Below are 19,043 nucleotides of genomic sequence, written 5' to 3' on the forward strand. Positions count from 1 at the left end.
CCATACCCATGCACACCACCCGCGCGACTTCCCGCAAGGACTCCCTCGCCAGCCTGCGCCGCAAGGCATTGCCGCTGAGCCTGTCGCTGCTGTTGTGCGGCGCGCTCGCCAGCACACCGGCCCAGGCCGGCGGCGGTGTGGGCCGGACCACGACGCCCACCGGGGGCGTCGTCATCGGCGGCAGCGGCAGCATCCTGCAGGATGGCGCCAACGTGGTGATCAACCAGGCCAGCGACAAGCTGGTGCTGAATTGGCAGAGCTTCAACCTGGGCCAGGACGCGCTGGTGCGCTTCAACCAGCCGGGCACGTCGGCGGTCGCGCTCAACCGCATCCTGGACCAGAACGCGAGCCAGATCTTCGGCCAGATCAGCTCCAACGGCCAGGTGTTCCTCATCAACACCCACGGCATCATCTTCGGCTCGACCGCGCAGGTGAACGTGGGCGGGCTGGTGGCCAGCACGCTTGACCTGACGCCCACCGATTTCCTGTCCAACCACTTCAACCTCAACGCCGTCGGCGGCGGCGCGGGCATCGTCAACCATGGCACGCTCGCCGCGGCGAGTGGCGGCTCGATCAGCCTCATCGGCGGCAGCGTCGCGAACGAGGGCGTGATCCTGGCCAACTATGGCCGGATCAACCTCGACGGTGCCGAGCATGCGGTGCTGGATTTCGACGGCAACGGCTTGATCAACGTCCAGATCACCGGCGAGCTCAAGCAGCGCCTCGATGCCAAGGCCGCGGTAAGCAACGCTGGCACGCTGCAGGCCGACGGCGGCACCGTGGTGCTCGAGGCGGCCGCGGCGCGCGACCTGTTCACCAACCTGGTCAACAACTCCGGCGTGATCGATGCCGGCGCGATCAGCCATGACGGCGGCGTGGTGCGCCTGGTCGCCCGCGGCGGCGACACCGTCAACAGCGGCCGCATCGACGCGACCGGAGCGCAGGGCGGCAGCATCCAGTTGCTGTCGGATCGCAACGTGGGCGTGACCGGCGGCAGCATCGATGCGTCCGGCACCTACGGCGGTGGCGACATCCGCGTGGGCGGCGGTTGGCAGGGCGGCGAAGGGCTGCAGACGGCCGATGCCGTCTACGTGGCCGACGACACCACGCTCAAGGCCGACGCCACGCGCACCGGCGACGGCGGCTCGGTGGTGGTGTGGGGCAACCACGTCAACAACTTCTACGGCAGCATCAGCGCGCGCGGCGGCGCCAACGGCAGCGACGGCGGCCGGGTGGAAACCTCCTCCCACGACGGACTGAACGCGCAGGGCCACGTCGACGCCTCGGCGGCGCACGGCAAGATGGGCAGCTGGCTGCTCGATCCCTACAGCGTCACCATCAGCAGCGCCGCGGACAGCAAGACGTCGTCCGGGCCGATCTACACCCCGAACGGCAACAACTCGGTGGTCAACGCCGGTGGGATCGGCACCGCGCTGACCGGCGGCACCAGCGTCTATGTCTTCACCAACACCGCGGGCGGATCGCAGAACGGCGACATCACCGTCGACGCGCCGATCACCGCGAGCGGGGCGGGCCAGCTCTACCTGCAGGCCTACGGCAGCATCTACGTCAACGACAACATCACCGCCGCGGCCGGCCAGTCGCTGGATGTCCACCTGTGGGCGAACTACGCAGGAACGGGGGGTGCCAATACCTACACCAAGGGTTCGTGCACCACCGCCTGCGTGGTGACCATCGGCGACACCGCCGCCGCCACGATCGACACGCATGGCGGGCTTGTCGACATCCTGACCTCCGGCGCGGTGAGGATCGGCAACAGCACCAACACCGCGACCATCAAGGCCACGACGCTCACCATCGGCAGCGCCACGAACAAGGTCGGTTCGATCAGGGAAGGCACCAACGGCAGCATCGCCGCCACCACGGTCAACGCGCGTTCCAACAGCAGTATCACGCTGGCCAACGGCGGCAACGCGATCGGTACGGCCAACCTCTACGGCGGCACCACGCAGATCACCGACTCCACCGACCTGGTACTGGGCACGGTGGCGACCGGCAATCTCACCGCCACCACCACGGGCACGCTGGCCTTCGGTGGCGGCACCATCAACGGCAACCTCACGGCGACCAGCAGTGGCGACATCAGCCAGAGCGGCGCGCTCACGGTCACCGGCACGTCGAACTTCAGCGCCGGCACGGGCCTGATCACGCTCACCCAGGCCAACAACGATTTCCAGGACGCGGTGAGCCTCAGCGGCGGCGCCGCCCAGATCACCGACAAGAACGCCCTGGTGCTGGATGCGGTGAGCACCGATGGCCTTGCCGCCACCAGCACCGGCGCGCTGACCCTGGGCACCGGCACGGTTTCCGGCAACCTGGCCGCCACGAGCAACGACGGTGCAATCACCCAGGCCAGCGGCGGCCTGGCCGTCACGGGTACCAGCACGATCGATGCCGGCACCGGCGACGTCACGCTCACCGATGCGGGCAACGACTTCAGTGGCATCGTCACGCTCACCGGTGGCACCACGCAGATCGCCAGCAACGGGGCGCTGTCCCTCGGCGCGCTCGACACCGGCGACCTCACGGTCGACAGCGGCGACGTGCTGGTCTTCGCCGGCGGCAACGTCGATGGCAACCTCGACGCCGCCGCCGCGGGCAACATCAGCCAGAGCGGTGCGCTCGGCGTCACCGGCACCTCCCGGTTCGCTTCCGGCAGCGGCACCATCACGCTGACCCAGTCCGCCAACGCGTTCGGCGGTGCGGTGAGCCTGACCGGTGGCGCGGCACAGATCACCAGCGGCGGCGCGCTGACGCTCGGTACGCTCGCGACCACTGACCTCACCGCCACCAGCACCGGGGCGCTCGACCTGGGCCAGGGCACGGTGGATGGTGCGCTTGCGGCCACCAGCAACGGTGGTGCGATCACCCAGGACGGTGCGCTCGCCGTCACCGGCACCAGCACGCTGGATGCCGGCACCGGCGCGATCGCGCTGGCCGAGGGCGGCAACATCTTCACCGGCGCGGTGAGCGCCACCGGCAGCGACGTATCGCTGCAGTCGTCCGGCGACCTCACCGTGGCCGCGTTGACCAGCGGCACGGACGGATCGGTGAGCCTGGTCGCGGGTGGCTCGCTGTTCCTGCCGACGATGGCCATCGATACCGGGCTCGGCGATCTCACGCTCGCCGCCAACGGTGGCAGTCTGGGCATCAACGGCAACCTGAGCGGCGCCAACGTGTCGCTGGCCAGCAGCTCCGGTCTGACACTCGCCTACGACGTCACCGCCACTGGCGCACTCAGCCTGGCCAGTAGTGCCGGGGCGATCTCCCAGACCGCCGGCACGCTTGACGTCGGCGGCACCAGTGCGATCGACGCGGCCGGCGACATCACGCTGACCGGCAGTGCCAATGACTTCCAGGATGCGGTGAGCCTCAGCGGCGGCAGCGTACAGATCAACGACGCCGGGGCGCTGGCGCTTGGGACGCTTGCCACCGGCGACCTGACGGTCACCAGCACGGGCGCCCTGACCCTGGGCACCGGCACGGTCGGCGGCAACCTCGTCGCCACCAGCGGCGGTGCCATCGACCAGGCCAGCGGCGGCCTCGCCGTCAGTGGAACCAGCAGCATCGATGCCGGTACCCACGCCATCACGCTCACCGACACCGGCAACGATTTCGGTGGCGCCGTGAGCCTCACCGGCGCCGCCGTCGCCATCACCGACAGCAACGCGCTGGCGCTGGGCACGCTCGCCACCGGCGCGTTGACCGTGACCAGCACCGGCGCGCTCGACCTCGGCCAGGGCTCGATCGGCGGCGGTCTCTCGGCCACCAGCAACGATGGCGCGATCAGCCAGAGCGGTGGCCTCACCGTCAGCGGTTCGAGCGACATCGACGCGGGCGCGGGCGCCATCACGCTCGACAACGCCAGCAACAGCTTCGCCGGAACGGTCAGCCTGACCGGTGGCGCCACCCGCCTCACCAGCAGCGGCAATCTCGCCCTCGGCACGCTCGCCACCGGCGACCTCACGGTGGTCAGCGCGGGCACGCTGGGTTTTGCCGGCGGCAGCGTCGGCGGCAACCTCGACGCGACCAGCACGGGCGCCATCAGCCAGACCGGTGCGCTGGATGTGTCCGGCACTTCGAGCTTCGACGCAGGCACGGGCGCCATCACGCTCACCCAGGCCAACAACGATTTCGGCGGCGCAGTCAGCCTGACCGGCGGGACCACCCAGATCGTGGACCGCAATGCGCTGGTGCTGGGCACGCTGGCCACCGGCGACCTGACCGCGACCAGTCACGGCACCCTCAATCTCGGCAAGGGCAGCATCGGCGGCAACCTCGTCGCCGCCAGCAACGGGGGCGCGATCACCCAGGCCACTGGCGGTCTCGCCGTCGGCGGCAGCACGGCAATCAACGCCGGCAGCGGCGCGATCACATTGGACGACGCGGCCAACGACTTCGTCGGCAGCGTGAACCTGACAGGCGGCGCCACGCGGATCACCGACGCGAATGCCCTGAGCCTGGGCACGCTGTCGACCGCGAACCTGACCGCCATCAGCCATGGCGCGCTGAACCTGGGTAGCGGCACCGTCGGCGGCAACCTGACCGCTACCAGCAATGATGGCGCGATCAGCCAGGCGGGCGGCTTGACCGTCAACGGCACAAGCGCGATCAGCGCGGGCAACGCCGCGATCGCGCTCACCGCTCCGGGCAACGACTTCATCGGGGCGGTAAGCCTGTCCAACAGCGGCGCCAACAACGTCGCGCTGGACAACGGTACGAACGCGCTGGTGCTGGGCACCTCGAACGTCGGCAGCGGCACGCTGTCGCTGGCGGGCGGTGGCATCAGCCAGGTCGGAGGCATCAGCCAGGCCGTGGGCGCTGGCGCGGTGACCCTTACGGCCGGCGGCGGAGCGCTGGTTCTGGGCGACGCCGGCAACGACTTCACCGGGACGGTCGATGCACAGGGCACGTCCGTCTCGCTGCGCACCCTCGGCGACCTGCACATCGTCGGCATGGATGTCGCTACCAACGGTTCGCTGAGCCTGGTCGCTGGCGGCGCGCTGGACCTGGCCTCGTTCGGCGCCATCAATACCGGCACCGGCGACCTTACGCTGAGTGCGGGCGCCGGCCTGGCCACGAGCGCCGATCTGAGCGGCCACAACGTGTCGCTGACCGGCGGCACGGGCCTGACTCTCAGCGGCAACGTCAACGCCAGCGGCACTCTCTACCTGGGCAGCACCAACGCGGCGATCAGCCAGACCGCCGGCGTGCTCTTCGTCGCAGGCGCGACCACCGTCGATGCGGGCAGCGGTACCGTCACGCTGGCCAGCGTTGGCAACGATTTCCAGGGTGCGGTCAGCCTGACCGGCGGTGCCACGCAGATCGTCGATGCCAACGCGCTGACGCTGGGCACCTTGGCCACCGGCAACCTCACCGCCACCAGCACCGGCAACCTCAGCCTGGGCAAAGGTACGGTGGCCGGCACGCTGCAGGCGACCAGCAACGGTGGCGCGATCAGCCAGGCCAGCGGCGGCCTGACCGTCACCGGCGCCAGCACGCTCGATGCCGGCAGCGGCGCGATCAGCCTGGCCGACGGCAACAACAATTTCGTTGGCACGGTGAGCCTCACCGGGGGCACTGCCCAGATCACCGACAGGAACGCGCTGTCCCTGGGTACGCTCGCCACTGCCGGGTTGACCGCCACCAGTACCGGCGCACTGGATCTCGGTGCCGGCACCATCAACGGCAACCTGGTCGCGTCGAGCAATGGCGGTGCGGTGACGCAGACCGGGGCGCTCACGATCGGCGGCACCAGCGACATCGATGCCGGCAACGGCGCGATCACGCTCGCCAACGTGGCCAACGATTTCGGCGGCGCGGTCAGCCTGGCTGGTGGTGTCACCCAGCTCGTCGATGCCAATGCGCTGACCTTGGGTACGCTGGACACCGCAGCCCTGACCGTCGCCAGCACCGGTGCGCTGAACCTGGGCAACGGCACCGTCGCCGGCAACCTCTCCGCCACCAGCAACGGCGGCGCGATCAGCCAGTCCGGCGCGCTGACCGTCACCGGCGCCAGCACGCTCGATGCCGGTGCCGGCGCCATCACCCTGACCAAGGTTTCCAACAACTTCGTGGGTGCGGTGACCCTGATTGGCGGCACCACGCAGATCGTGGATGAGAACGCGTTGACACTGGCCGCATTCGCTACCGGCAACCTGTCTGCCAGTAGCACCGGTACTCTGAATCTCGGCAGCAGTTCTATTGGCGGCAATTTGTCGGCCAGCAGCAACGGTGGCGCGATCATCCAGAGTGGCGCGTTAAGCGTGGCCGGCACGAGTGCAATCGATGCCGGCAGCGGCTCGATCACGCTGACCAACGCCACGAACGATTTCGCCGGCGCCGTAAGCCTTGCAGGCGGCGCGACGCAAATCGTGGATGCCAACGCGCTGACGCTGGGCGCACTCGCGACCGGCACCCTCGCCGTCAGCAACACCGGCGCCCTCAATCTGGGCAGCGGGTTCGTTGGCGCCAATCTATCGGCCAATAGCCATGGAGGTGCGATCAGCCAGGGCGGCGCGTTGGCCGTGACCGGCACCAGTACGATCGATGCCGGCAGCGGCACCATCATCCTGACAAACGCGTCGAACGATTTCACTGGCGCCGTCAGCCTCATAGGCGGCACCAGCGGGATTTACGACCGCAACGCACTGACCTTGGGGACGCTCTCGACCGGTGCACTCAGCGCCACCAGCACCGGCGCGCTCAACCTCGGCGGTGGATCTGTCGGCGGCAGTCTGGTGGCAAGCAGCAATGGTGGTGCGATCAGCCAGAGCGGCGCGTTGGCCGTGACTGGTGTCAGTGCGATCAATGCCGGCAGCGGCGCGATCACGTTGACCAACGCGACGAACGATTTCACCGCTGCCCTCAGCCTTACGGGCGGCACGACGCGTGTCACCGACGCCAATGCGCTGACGCTGGGCACGCTCGCGACCGGCACGCTCACCGCGAGCAACACCGGCGCCCTCAACCTGGGCAGCGGATCCATCGGCGGCAACCTGTCTGCTACCAGCAACGGTGGCGCGATCAGCCAGACGGGTGCACTGGCCGTGACGGGCACCAGCGCGATCGATGCCGGCAGCAGCGCCGTCACCTTGACCAATGCCTCCAACAACTTCGTGGGTGCGGTGAGTCTGGTTGGCGGTGCCGCGCAGATTGTGGATCTCAACGCCCTGACGCTGGGCACCTTGGCTACCGGCAACCTCGACGTCACCAGCACCGGCAACCTTGGCCTCGGCAAGGGAACGGTAGCTGGCACGCTGCGGGCGACCAGCAACGGTGGTGCGATCAGCCAGGCCAGCGGCGGCCTGACCGTTACCGGCGCCAGCACGCTCGATGCCGGCAGCGGTGCGATCACCCTGGCCGACAGCAACAACGAGTTCGGCGCGGTGGTGAACCTGGGCGGCAACAACGTCCAGATCACCGACAGAAACGACCTGTCCCTGGGCACGCTCGCTACCCGTTCGTTGACTGCCACCAGCACCGGCGCACTGAATCTCGGCGCCGGCAGCATCGGGGGCAACCTCGTTGCGGTGAGCAACGGCGGTGCGATCACGCAAAGTGGGGCACTTACCGTCAGCGGCACGAGCAACATCGATGCCGGCAACGGCGCGATCACGCTCACCAAGGCGGCCAATGACTTCAGCGATGCGGTCAGCCTGGCCGGCGGAATCACCCAGCTCGTCGACGCCAACGCGCTGATTTTGGGCACGTTGAACACCGGCACTCTGACCATCGCCAGCACCGGTGCGCTGAATCTGGGCAACGGCACGGTTGGCGGCAACCTGTCGGCGACCAGCAACGGTGGTGCGATCGGTCAGTCCGGCGCGCTGATCGTCACCGGAGGCAGCACGCTCGATGCCGGTACTGGTTCGATCACGCTGGCGAACGCGGGCAACGATTTCCAGGGCACCGTGGGTCTCACCGGTGCCGGTTTGTCCGTGCGCGACGCCAACGATCTGACCATCGGACCGCTGGCCGCCGCCGCCAACGACGACATCCGCCTCGTCGCGGGTGGCTCGCTGGTCCTGCCAGTATCGGCGATCGACACTGGTACCGGGGACCTGGTGCTCGCCGCCAACGGCGGCACGCTGGGCACGAAGGGCACGTTGAGTGGTGCCAACGTCTCGCTCAGCGGGCGTGACGGTTTGACTCTCGCGCACGACGTTACCGCCACCGTCAGGCTGACGCTCAACAGCGCAGCCGGCGCCGTCACGCAGACCGCCGGGGTGGTCACCGCCGCCACGCTCACCGGTAGCGCGTTCGGCAACGCAACGCTCGGTCGGGCCAACGCAATCTCCGCGCTGAGTAGCTTCAGCGCCAACGGCTTACTGCTGCGCACCAAGGGCGGCCTGACGATCAACGGCGCGGTGGTCGGCGGTGGCGGTGGCTTGGATATCGGCAGCGGCGGCCTGTTGAAGGTCGCGGCCGGCATCAGCGGCGACGACATCACCCTGCAGGGCGCAGGCATCAGCCAGAGCGCTGGCAGCATCGACGCCGGCACCGGCCAGCTCGAACTTACCTCCAGCGCGGGTATCGCCCAGACCGGAGGTTCGATCACGGCCGGCACGCTGATCGGCGACGCTACCGGCGGTGTCAGCCTTGCAGGCGCCAACCGCCTCGACCACCTGGGCAGTTTCGACGCGGCGAACCTGTCGCTCACCAATGCGGAAGATCTGGTGCTGGTGGGACCCGTCACGACCAGCGGCGCCGCGTCGCTGACGATCGGCGGCGACCTGGCCATCAACGGCACGCTCGCCGCCGCCAGCACCTCGCTGGACGTGGACGGTGCGATCAGCGAAGGGACCAGTGGCAATATCGTCACAGGCACCTTGAGCGGCCAGGCAGGTGGCAATGTCAGCCTGGTCCGCAATAACCACGTCGGCGCCCTGGGCAACTTCGCGGCCGCCAATTTCGCGCTGACCAACGCCCAGGCGCTTGCGGTGAACGGCAGCCTGGACGTGGGAGCGGGCAGCATCACGCTGACCACCATCACCAGTGCCCTCAGCGTGAACTCCGCCCTCAACGGCGGCAGCATTGCGCTCGATTCTGCGGGCAACCTCGTGTTGGGCAAGGCCATCAAGGCAAACACGTTGAGCCTGAAGTCCGCTGGCTCGATCAGCCAAACCGCCAGCGGCTTGATCACCGCGGGCACGCTCAGCGGCCAGTCCGCTGGCGCCACCACGCTGAACCAGGCCAACGCGATCTCGACGCTGGGCAACTTCAGCGCCAATGTCTTCAGCCTCACCAGCACCAAGGCGCTGACGGTTGCCGGCAACGTCGACGGTGGCGCCAGCACTGCGCTCGCCTCGGGTGGCAACCTGCGCATCAACGGCATCGTGAAGGGAGGCGCCACGGACATCTCCGGCACCGGCACGATCAGCGAAGGCACGAGCGGCAACATCGTGGCCAATACGCTGACCGGAAAGGCTACGGGTGCTGTCACACTGAATGGCCTCAACCACATCGGCACGCTGGGCAACTTCCAGGCCGCCGGTTTCAGCCTGTACGACGCGCAGAACCTACGCGTGTCGGGGACCGTCGACGGCGGCGCCAGCACCATGCTGGATATTGCCGGCAATCTGGTGATCGGCGGTGCCATCGAGGGCACCAGCACCCGGCTTAACGTGGCCGGAGCGCTCAGCGAAAACGGCGGTGGCCGCATCGTCGCCGACGCTCTGGTCGGGCACATTACCGGCAGCGCCAGCCTTACGGGCAACAACGCGGTAGGCAGCCTGGGCAACCTCGTTGCGGCTGGACTCAGTTTCACCAACACCAAGGCGCTCACCATCGCCGGCACCGTCGATGGCGGCGCGAGCACGACGCTGACCACCAAGGCCGGCGGCCTCACCATCGATGGCGCTCTTGCCGGAAGTGCGACTACGCTCCACATCGCCGGGTCGATAGATCAATCAGGCCAGAGCCGCATCACGGCGGGTACACTGACTGGCGAGGCCGGCAGCGACGTGGCGCTGGACGGCGATAACCGCGTCGACAAGCTGGGCGGTTTCAGCGCCAACGAATTCCGGTTCTCCAATGGCAAGGCTCTTGAGGTGGCCGGAGCGCTGACCGCCAACGGCGGGGCGATCGAGCTTTCCACTGGTGCTGGCGAGCTGACCGTGAACGCTTCAGTGACCGGCGATACCATCGCGCTCGGTTCGGCCGGCGACCTGGCATTGGCCCAGGGCATTCACGGCGACCGGGTGACCCTCGCATCCGGCGGCACGATCAGCCAGAGCGCCGGCGGCATCATCACCGCCGACAGCCTGAGCGGCCATTCGGCAGGCAGCACCACGCTGGACCAGACCAACGCGATCGGAGCGCTCGACGGCTTCAGCGCGAGCGGCCTGACGATCACCACCAAGCGCGCGCTGACAGTGACCGGCACGGTCGATGGCGGTGGCAGCACCACGCTGACCACCGGTGGCAACCTGGCCATCAACGGTTCGCTGACCGGCGACACCACCACGCTGGCGGTCACCGGCAACATCAGCGAAGGCAGTTCGGGCAGCATCACCGCGCACACGCTGACCGGCCAGGCCAGCGGCGCCGTCGCGCTCACCGGCGCCAATCGCCTCGACACGCTGGGCGAGTTCAGCGCCGACGGCTTCACGCTGAGCAATGGTCCGTCGCTCACCGTGACCGGGCCGGTCGACGGCGGCGCAAGCGTGAACCTGACCACCACCCGCGGCGACCTGCTGATCAACGGCAAGGTCAGCGGCAGGGCGACCCGGTTGGTATCCGCGGGCGCGATCACCGAGGGGCAGGGCGGCAGCATCGTGGCCGACACGCTCTCCGGGCAGGCGGGCGGCTACACCCAGCTCGGCACGGCGAGCAGCCCGCTCGCCAACTACATCGGCACCCTGGGCGGCTTCTCCTCGACGGCGGGCTTCAGCCTCACCAACGCACAGACATTGACCCTGGCGTCGGTCGGCGGCAGCACCTACACCGTCGATGCGGGCACCTCCTCGCTGTACCTGGGCGTGACCGGCGGCGACCTGCTGCAGATCGGTACCACGTGGCTGTACGACGGCGAGGGCACGTTCGCCTCGACCGGCCGCATCGGTACCTCTGACGCGCCCATCTACGTCACCGGCACCGGCCCGCAGGCGGTTGCGTTCGTCGGCCTGCCGCCGGCGTACTTCTACGCGGTCAACTCTGCCGGCAACCTGCTGCCGCTGACTGGCGGCGACAGCGTCAACGTGCCGACCTCGCTGTTCACCAGCCGCGCGCAGAATGCAAACAACCACACGGACGTCTATATCGATCCGAGCGTGATCTCGGCCAACTACCGTTCGTTCGGCATCGTGCCCTCCGGCATCCTGCTGCCTGCCGACCAGCAGGCCTGCGACCCGGAAATGGAGGAATGCGATGAATGAGGCGAGGCATCGCCTTCGCCAGCTGGCCGGATTCGCCCTGCTGCTGGCACTGGCAGCACCGGCGTCGGCGCAGTTGCCGCCGCGGCTGACGGCAGGCAGTGTCGCCGACCAGCTCGATGCCGCGCGGCAGCGGCTGGCCGGCCAGCCCGCGGCGGCGGCGACCGCGCAACAGTTGCAGGCGCTCGCGCAAAACCTGCGGGGCGCGCTGGCCAACCAGCTCGCGCAGCCGCTCACCGCGCTGGACGATCGCACTCGTGGACTGGTCCTACGCGCACACGCGGCCGCGCAGCTGGCCGCCGACTTCGCCGACAGCACGGGAGGTTGTCGCGAGGGCGAGGCCGCATCCATGGCGAAGGCACTCGCGCTGTCGGTCCGCCAGCTGGCGCAGGCGCCCGCCGAAGGCAAGCCGATGCAGGCCACCATCGATCGGGTCGAAACCGCGGACCACGCGGCGCTGTTCGCCCTGCGTACGAAGGACAAACCCGTCGCGCTGGCGCTGGTCGGCAGCGAACTCCACGATCCGCAATGTCCCGATCCGCAGCTGACTGCCACCGACGCCAACGGCACGCCGCTGTCCGTGCAGCCGCACATCACCAACGTGCTACCCACGCGGATCGAGTTCGAGTGGCCCGGAACCGCCGCGCTGGCAGCCGGGAGCTACTTGCTGCACGCGCGGCCGCAGCACAAGGCGTTCCTGGTCGGGTGCAGCGCTCAGCCGGAGGCCACCGTCGCGGTGCAGGTCGTGCCCGCGCCGAAGTTCACCGTCGGCTATGCGCTGGATGCGGTGTGTGGTCGCGCCGCGCCGCGCACGGTGCCGCTGGGCAAGGGCACCTTGCCGCCACTGGACGGCTACGGCGCCACCGTGACCCAGGCCATCGACACATCGGGCTGCGCCGATCCGGTCGCCTACCGTATCTCCGCGACGATCACCTATGCCGACGGCGCCAGCGCCAAGGCGGGGCCGTTCGAGCAGAGCGCGGACGCCAATGCGACCGTCGGTCTTCCCGGCGGGCTTTCGTTGAGCTGGGATCCTGCGGTACGCCAGCTGTTCGTGCGCTCAGGCGCGCCGATGTGCAAGGGCGTGCGCTGAGCCTTTGGCTTTCACTCCCCCACGCGGTGAGCGGGGGACGGTGTTGCAAGATGGCGACATTGTCTGTCGTTCCTGCGCGCCTTCCGCGAGCTGGGCCGGCCCAAAAAAAAGGCCAGAGAAGCGGCCTGCGAAGCTCGATGACGGGTACGAGCCAGGTGCCAACTCACGTTGCCTGGTCGGCCTCGCGCTCTTAAAGGTGCTGTCGCCGCTTTAGCGCGGACGCTCGGGAGCTGAGCTGGGGAAAGCGGCACTCGCCCTGCGTGACGCTTGCTCCCCCTCCCCGCAGGGAGAAGGAGCAGCGAGGCATCCTGACGGGATTATTCCTCGTTCGGACCGGAGATCACTTCCATTTCGCTCACGCCGCCGGGTGCCAGGTCCTTGAGCAGGTCGAGGAAGTTCTTGCCGACCAGGCGTTGGGCGCGGCGCAGCAGCAGCGGGACCGGGCTGGAGGGTTCGCAGCGGGCGTAGTAGTCGCAGATCTCGTCGATCCGGCGCTGCACGTCCTGCGGCGTCTCGATGCGGCCCGGAACGCTGCTGCGGGTGCCGGTGGGGGAGGGCTCGCCGCCCTCCGCCTCGCCTTCGCCGTCACCGGCCATGGCGGGGTTGCGACGGGCTGCCTGCGATTCGACGAATTTCTTCAGTTCATAGCTGTCGGTCAGCAGCGGCTTGAGGTCCGGGCCGGCCGTGCCGATGCGCTCGTTGAAGATGCGGTCGATCGCTTTGGCTTCATCGAGGATGCGCGTCAACGCGTCCAACGTTCCGGCCAGGTCCTCTTCCGGACAATCCAGGCAACAGGCTTCGATTTCCGCCATGCTCGGCAGAGCTTCGCCGCCGGCGTCGATTTTCATCGAGCCATTGGCAATGCGCAGGTCGCGCAACGAAAAACGACCGAGCCGTGCCGACTGGACGAATGGCGTATTGCGGAAATAGGTGAGTAATCCCAGCGGATTGGCGATGGCCGATACCGCGTTGACGCGCGCGGTCGGATCGTCGTCGTCCTCGGCGTCCAGTTGCGGATGCACGCCATCCCAATGGTCTTCGAGCAGGCCGCGGATCAATGCCAAGCCGGCGGCCCAACCGGTCATGCCGCCAGTGCGCATCCAGGCAGTCGCCAAATGCGTGGCCACGCGCAGGTCGCGCGAGCGCTGGAGCAGGCCGGTGGCCAGTGAATCGACCTCGTCCCAGTCCGGTTCCTCGGCCGCCTTGACGCTATCGCCCATGGCGCGTTCCGCGCGCGGCGCGGCAGCGCGTTCGAGTGCCATGAAATCGGGATCGTATTCGAGGTCGCTGCCGGTGGGAGAGTCGCCATCCAGCGGTTCGAGAAAAGCTGCCGGGTCGTAACGCGTCATCGGTCGTAAATCCCCTGTGATACAACGGGATAATTACAACACGGCCGATGCCCGATAGCGACGGGGAGTCGCCAAAAAAAGGGTGGGTAAATCAGGCGCGGATTTACGCAATACGCCCGCTCGTAAATCGCGATTTACAGATGGCCTCAAGGATGCACGTGGCGCCCCGCCGACTGCGCGGCCGGTTCCTGCGGACAGCGGCCGACCACGTGGGCCAGCGTGTTGACGTTGTCGACGAGACGATCGGTGAGGCGGGCGACCTGCTCGGCGCTGGCCTGGTCCTCGGACATGGCCAGCAGCGTCGCCAGGCTGCGCTGGAGCAGCCGTAGGTCGGGCAATTCCAATACGGCGCGTTGTTCGCGCAAGGCCCCGGCGATGACGTGGAGCGCGGTGGCGGCGTGGTCGACGAAGGCGCTCACCTCGGCCTGCTCCGGCAGGCTCGTGCGGTGTTGCAGGAGCGCTTCCAGCGTCATCGCCGTACGCGCCAGGCGGTTGCCGTTGGCGAAGAGCGCTTGCGCCAGATCGACCAGCGCGGCGGGCGTGGCCGGCTCGGCACGCATGCGTTCGAGCGAGGCCAGCGCGTTGGTGCGCGCGGTGCGGGCGGCGGTGCGCGTTTCGCGATGCGTGCCCCGCCGTTGCGGACGGCCCAGGGCGCGCAGGTAGTCGGCATAGGCGTCGAGCATGTCGGCCAGTGCGGCGCGGGCGCGTCCGTGTTCCCAGGTCGGCCACAGCACGTAGGCCAGCAACGCCATGCCGCTTGCCAGCGCGGTGTTGATCACGCGATCGGTCACCGCGACGCCGGGGTCGACGCCCTCGAAGGAGAGCAGGACCACCACGGTGCCGGTCAGCGCGGCCACTGCGATGCCGTAGTGCGCGGTGGCCAGGTAGCGGAAGGCCATGCACAGCGCTCCCATCAGTGCCAGGTGCGCCCAGGGCTCGTCGGGGATGACGTGCAGCAGAGCGGTGGTCAGCAGCAGGCCGAGCACGGTGCCGACAACACGCAGCAGGCCGAAGTTGAAGGTGGCGGCGAAATCCGGGCGCAGCACGATGGCCACGGTCATCGGCAGCCAATAACCGTGCGGAAGTTCCAGCCCGCGCGATAGCGCCAACGCCAGGCTCAACGCCACCGCCGAGCGCACCGCGTGGCGGAACGCCACCGAATGCGGCGTGAGGTTGGCCAGAAGCATGGCGCGGGCCGAGCTCTGCCGCAGCGAGGCGGGCAGGCGCAGGTCCGCGGCTTCGGCGCGTTGTTCGCCGCGGCTGCCGGCCCAATTCGCGTTGCGCACGGCAGCGGCGAGCTGGCCGGCCAGCGCGTGGACGTGCAGCGCCCGTTGCGGATTGGTCTCGGCGGCATGGCGCTCGATCGTGCGCAGCGCCCGCAAGGCGCGCTCGGCCGCGACCGGCGAGACGCCTTCCTCCAGCGCCTCGGCGATGTGGTCGAGAACCCGGGCGACGCGGGCGCGGAAGCGCAGCGGTACGGCGTTGGCTGGTGAACCGTCGGACAACGCGGTGAGTTCGAGGCGGATCCGCTCGGCCAGCTCCAGCATCACGCCGAAGGCCTCCATCGCACGGCCGCGGGCGTGGTAACGGCCCAGCAGGGTCTGCTGCAGGGTTGTCATCGCGCCACTGAGTGCCGGCTCGTCCTCATCGTCCTGCGCGCGCTGGCGTGCGACGGCGGCCAGTCCGCGATAGACCACGGCCAGCGCCTGCCGCTCGGGCCGGTAGCGTTGCAGCGGCCAGGCGGCGATGGAGAACAGCATCATCAGCAGTCCGCCGGCGAAAATCAGCGCGGCGCCCGCGGCCGCGTGCCCGGGCGAGGTGGGATAGGCGGCGGTGACCACCAGCAGGATCATGCTGGTCATGCCCACGCGCGCCAGGTCGGTGCCGAACACCACCAGCATGCCGCCGCCGAAGCCAACCAGTGCGGTGGCCAGCAGCATCGAGGGCAGGTGCCCGCCGATCAGGAAGCCGGCGAACGCGGCCAGGCCGGCGGCAAGCGAGGCCAGCAGGAGCTGGCGCACGCGCTGCCGATACGGTCCGGGCTGGTCGGAAAACATCGTGTCCAGCGCGCCGGCGGCGATGCCCAGGCCCACCGCGGTGTAGCCGGTCGCCATGCCGATCGCCAGCGGGAGCACCACGGCAAGCGTGTTGCGCACGACCACCCACAGCGGGACGTCCGGGCGCTTGGTCCGCGTCAGGCTTTCCAGCACGTTGGCGCGGAGCGAGTAGACGCTGGCGGTCATGGCCGAATCGCTGGGTGGGAACGGCGATTCTGCACGAGACGAGTTGAACGGAGCGCGACAGACGAGTTGTGCGATGGCTTCCGGTGCCGGAAATCCACGTCGCGTTGACCGCGCGTCCGTGCGCTACGACCGGCCCCCCGTGGAGGCCGGTCGCCAGGGTTCAAGCGCGGCCGGCGAACTCGCCCGTCAGCGTATTGACCCACACCTTCTCGTCGTTGGTGATGTACTCGGGGACCTGGATTTCGACGCCGGTGTTGAGCTTGGCCGGCTTGGTGCGCTTGGTCGCGCTGGCACCCTTGAGTTCCGGCGCCGTGTCGACCACGGTCAGCACCACGCTGGTGGGCACCTGCAGGCCGACGGGTGCGTCGTCGATCAACTGCACGTAGTAGCCCTCGGTGTCCTCGACGATGTAGCCGGCGTTGTCGCCGACCAGCTCCGGGCCGAGCAGGTACTGGGTGTAGTCCTCGGCGTCCATGAACACGAAAACCTCCCCGTCCATGTAGGAGAAGTTGGCCGCGCGGCGCACCAGGTCCATTTCCTTCAGGTCGTCGTCGGCGCGCAGGCTCAGGTCGAACTTGCGGCCGCCCGGGATCGAATACATGGTGAAGCGGAAGGTGACGTTGCCGCCGCGCGCGGTGGGCGAGCTGCGCTCGATGTCGCGCACCTGGTAGACGGTGCCGTCGTGTTCGACCACGTTGCCTTTCTTGACGTCGGAAGCTTTCATGGGGTGCCGGTCAGGTGGGTAATCGGAAATGACGAGGGTGCCGCGATGACACGTCGTGCCTGGACGTCATTCCCGCTTTGGCGGGAATGACGTCCGGAAACGTTTACGTTTACTTGGGCTGCAGCCGCACCGCGCCGTCCAGGCGGATCGTCTCGCCGTTGATGTAGCGGTTGCCGAGGATGAACGCGACCGTCTGCGCGAACTCCTCCGGCTTCCCCAGGCGCGAGGGGAACGGGATCGAGGCGGAGAGCGACTGCTGCACGGCTTCGGGCATGCCATCGACCATCGGGGTCCAGAAGATGCCCGGGGCAATGGTCGCCACGCGGATCCCGAAGCGCGCCAGCTCGCGCGCCATCGGCAGCGTCATGCCGACGACGCCACCCTTGGAGGCGGAGTAGGCGGCCTGGCCGATCTGGCCTTCGTAGGCGGCGACCGAGGCGGTGTTGATGATGACGCCACGCTCGCCGTCTTCGCCTGCTTCGTTGGACTGCATCAGCGCCGCGCCGGCCTTGGCCACGTTGAAGCTGCCGACCAGGTTGACCATCACGGTGGCCTGGAACTGCGACAGCGCCATCGGGCCTTCCTTGCCCAGCACGCGGCCTGCGCCCAGGATGCCCGCGCAGTTCATCACCACGTTGAGCCCGCCCATCGCCTCGCGAGCGGCAGCCACATTGGCGGTCACGCCGTCTTCGGAGGTGACGTCGGTGCGGTAGAAGCGGGCCGCTTCGCCGAGCGCCCGCGCGGCCTCCTGGCCTTTCTCCTCGTTGACGTCGAACAGCGCCACTTTGGCGCCGTGCGCGGCGAGATGCTGTGCCACGGCATGGCCGAGTCCGGAGGCGCCGCCTGTGATGACGGCCTTGACCTGATCGAGCTGCATATTCGTCCCTCGAGTGCGAAGCGAAACGGCAATGGTAGCCGAGGCGCGGGCGTCAGGGCGCGGGTGCCGGACAGGCGACGGGCCCGCCGGGCGAGGGCCGCGGCGGCTCCAGGTTGCGGTGCAGCGACTGTGCCGGCGTCATCCAGAGTCGCTCCTGCGCGGCGCAGGCGGCGGCGTAGTCGAACAGCGCGCGCAGGTGCCGCGGACGAAAATCGATGAAGCTGCCGAAGGGGTAGTCGCCGGGAATTTCGCTTATCCGCAGCTGCATGCCGTAGCGGTCGGCGAAGCCCAGCGTGAGCACCAGCGTTTCCCGCGTCTTGTAGGTGGTTTGCGCGGAGAAGCTGCGTTCGAGGATCGCCGGCGTACTCAGGCGCGTGGAGGCGGGCGCCGCGACCAACTGGCCGTTGACGATGACGTACAGGTGCGCGCCGTTGAGCAGGCCCAGGTCGGCAGGCAGGATCTGTGCGATCAACGGCGCGGCGAACAGCGACGTGGTGACGCCGCCGTCCACGTGCATTTCCTCGTACTGGCGCCCGCCTTCGTGTACCCGGATCAGGACCGGCGGGAATACGCCCGGCACGCTGGCCGAGGCAACCAGCACGTCACGGAACAGCTCGCGTGCCGCTTTGCCGCCTTGTGTGGCGATCGCGCCCATGTCCCACAGCACGGTCTCCTGCTTGTCCAGGTCGGTCGTGGCCACGATCAACCGCCGGCCCTTCGCATGCTCGCGCGCCACGGCGGCGATCATCGTGTCGGTCACGTATTGGTCGACCAGGGCGGTCAACGGATCGTGCCGCCCGAAACCCTGCGGGAACAGCAGGCGGCTGGCCACGCTCATCAGGGGGGAGCGTTGCAGGCTGGCGCTGGCCTGACCGGTGAAAGCAGAGGTCAGTTGCGGATCCCAGTCGGAACCGAGGAACGCGAATGGCGCGATCAGAGCGCCCGCGCTGACGCCAGTGACGAGCTCGAAGGTGGGGCGTGCGTGGGCGCGGCTCAGGCCTACCAGTGCGCCGGCGCCGAAGGCGCCTCCCGATCCGCCGCCCGACAGCGCCAGGATGTCCAGGCTGCCATCCGCGGCGCGCCGAATGTTCCTGAGCAGGAGGGGCGATTGCTGCAGGAAATGTCGGCGGTCGATGCTGAGCAGGCGCACGTTGGTGGACAGGCCGTCCGGCACCGCCGCATCGATCAGCGTGGGCGGCGCCGGCCGGCGCGGCGTGGTGACGCAACCGGCGAGGAGGGCGAATGCGAGCCCGAGCGGGAGCGATCGGCGAATGCGCATGGAGGATTCCTCCTGGCGACAGCAGTCCGGCCAGACAGCGTTGCACGGTCGACGCGTGGCCGGCGCGTCCTGTCACCGCGTC

Annotated in this window: 7 protein-coding genes; 2 read left to right on the forward strand and 5 right to left on the reverse strand. The window is 68.7% G+C overall.

The window, feature by feature from the left end; translation table 11 throughout:
• The first annotated feature begins 8 nt into the window (after nt 1-8).
• Both LQ772_RS05565 and LQ772_RS05570 read left to right on the forward strand, forming a co-directional pair.
• Complete coding sequence (locus LQ772_RS05565) at nt 9-11,399, forward strand: filamentous hemagglutinin N-terminal domain-containing protein (RefSeq protein WP_231324781.1); 11,391 nt, start codon at nt 9-11, stop codon at nt 11,397-11,399.
• Nucleotides 11,392-12,489, forward strand: a complete 1,098-nt coding sequence (locus tag LQ772_RS05570) for a hypothetical protein (protein ID WP_231324782.1) — start codon at nt 11,392-11,394, stop codon at nt 12,487-12,489. The genes LQ772_RS05565 and LQ772_RS05570 overlap by 8 nt, the downstream gene beginning before the upstream one ends.
• 317 nt (nt 12,490-12,806) lie before the next feature.
• Here the strand turns inward: LQ772_RS05570 and tssA are convergent, their stop codons facing one another.
• From tssA to LQ772_RS05595, 5 genes are all read right to left on the reverse strand, one after another.
• Nucleotides 12,807-13,838, reverse strand: a complete 1,032-nt coding sequence (gene tssA / locus LQ772_RS05575; RefSeq protein WP_231324784.1) for a type VI secretion system protein TssA — start codon at nt 13,836-13,838, stop codon at nt 12,807-12,809.
• Nucleotides 13,839-13,984: 146 nt separating this feature from the next.
• Entirely contained in the window at nt 13,985-16,081 is a 2,097-nt protein-coding gene (locus LQ772_RS05580; protein WP_231324785.1) for an FUSC family protein, read from the reverse strand.
• Nucleotides 16,082-16,241: 160 nt separating this feature from the next.
• Nucleotides 16,242-16,805, reverse strand: a complete 564-nt coding sequence (efpL, locus tag LQ772_RS05585) for an elongation factor P-like protein EfpL (RefSeq protein ID WP_231324787.1) — start codon at nt 16,803-16,805, stop codon at nt 16,242-16,244.
• Nucleotides 16,806-16,914: 109 nt separating this feature from the next.
• Nucleotides 16,915-17,682, reverse strand: a complete 768-nt coding sequence (locus LQ772_RS05590; protein ID WP_231324788.1) for an SDR family NAD(P)-dependent oxidoreductase — start codon at nt 17,680-17,682, stop codon at nt 16,915-16,917.
• 52 nt (nt 17,683-17,734) lie between these two features.
• Entirely contained in the window at nt 17,735-18,961 is a 1,227-nt protein-coding gene (locus LQ772_RS05595) for a patatin-like phospholipase family protein (protein ID WP_231324790.1), read from the reverse strand.
• Nucleotides 18,962-19,043: the final 82 nt, after the last annotated feature.

It is taken from the genome of Frateuria edaphi, from assembly GCF_021117405.1.
Classification (GTDB): Bacteria; Pseudomonadota; Gammaproteobacteria; order Xanthomonadales; family Rhodanobacteraceae; genus Frateuria_A; species Frateuria_A edaphi.

Bases quoted from the DNA above. Each gene is read 5' to 3' on its own strand.
- LQ772_RS05565 (WP_231324781.1), top strand. From the start codon at position 9: ATGCACACCACCCGCGCGACTTCCCGCAAGGACTCCCTCGCCAGCCTG.
- LQ772_RS05570 (WP_231324782.1), top strand. From the start codon at position 11,392: ATGAATGAGGCGAGGCATCGCCTTCGCCAGCTGGCCGGATTCGCCCTG.
- tssA (WP_231324784.1), bottom strand. From the start codon at position 13,838: ATGACGCGTTACGACCCGGCAGCTTTTCTCGAACCGCTGGATGGCGAC.
- LQ772_RS05580 (WP_231324785.1), bottom strand. From the start codon at position 16,081: ATGACCGCCAGCGTCTACTCGCTCCGCGCCAACGTGCTGGAAAGCCTG.
- efpL (WP_231324787.1), bottom strand. From the start codon at position 16,805: ATGAAAGCTTCCGACGTCAAGAAAGGCAACGTGGTCGAACACGACGGC.
- LQ772_RS05590 (WP_231324788.1), bottom strand. From the start codon at position 17,682: ATGCAGCTCGATCAGGTCAAGGCCGTCATCACAGGCGGCGCCTCCGGA.
- LQ772_RS05595 (WP_231324790.1), bottom strand. From the start codon at position 18,961: ATGCGCATTCGCCGATCGCTCCCGCTCGGGCTCGCATTCGCCCTCCTC.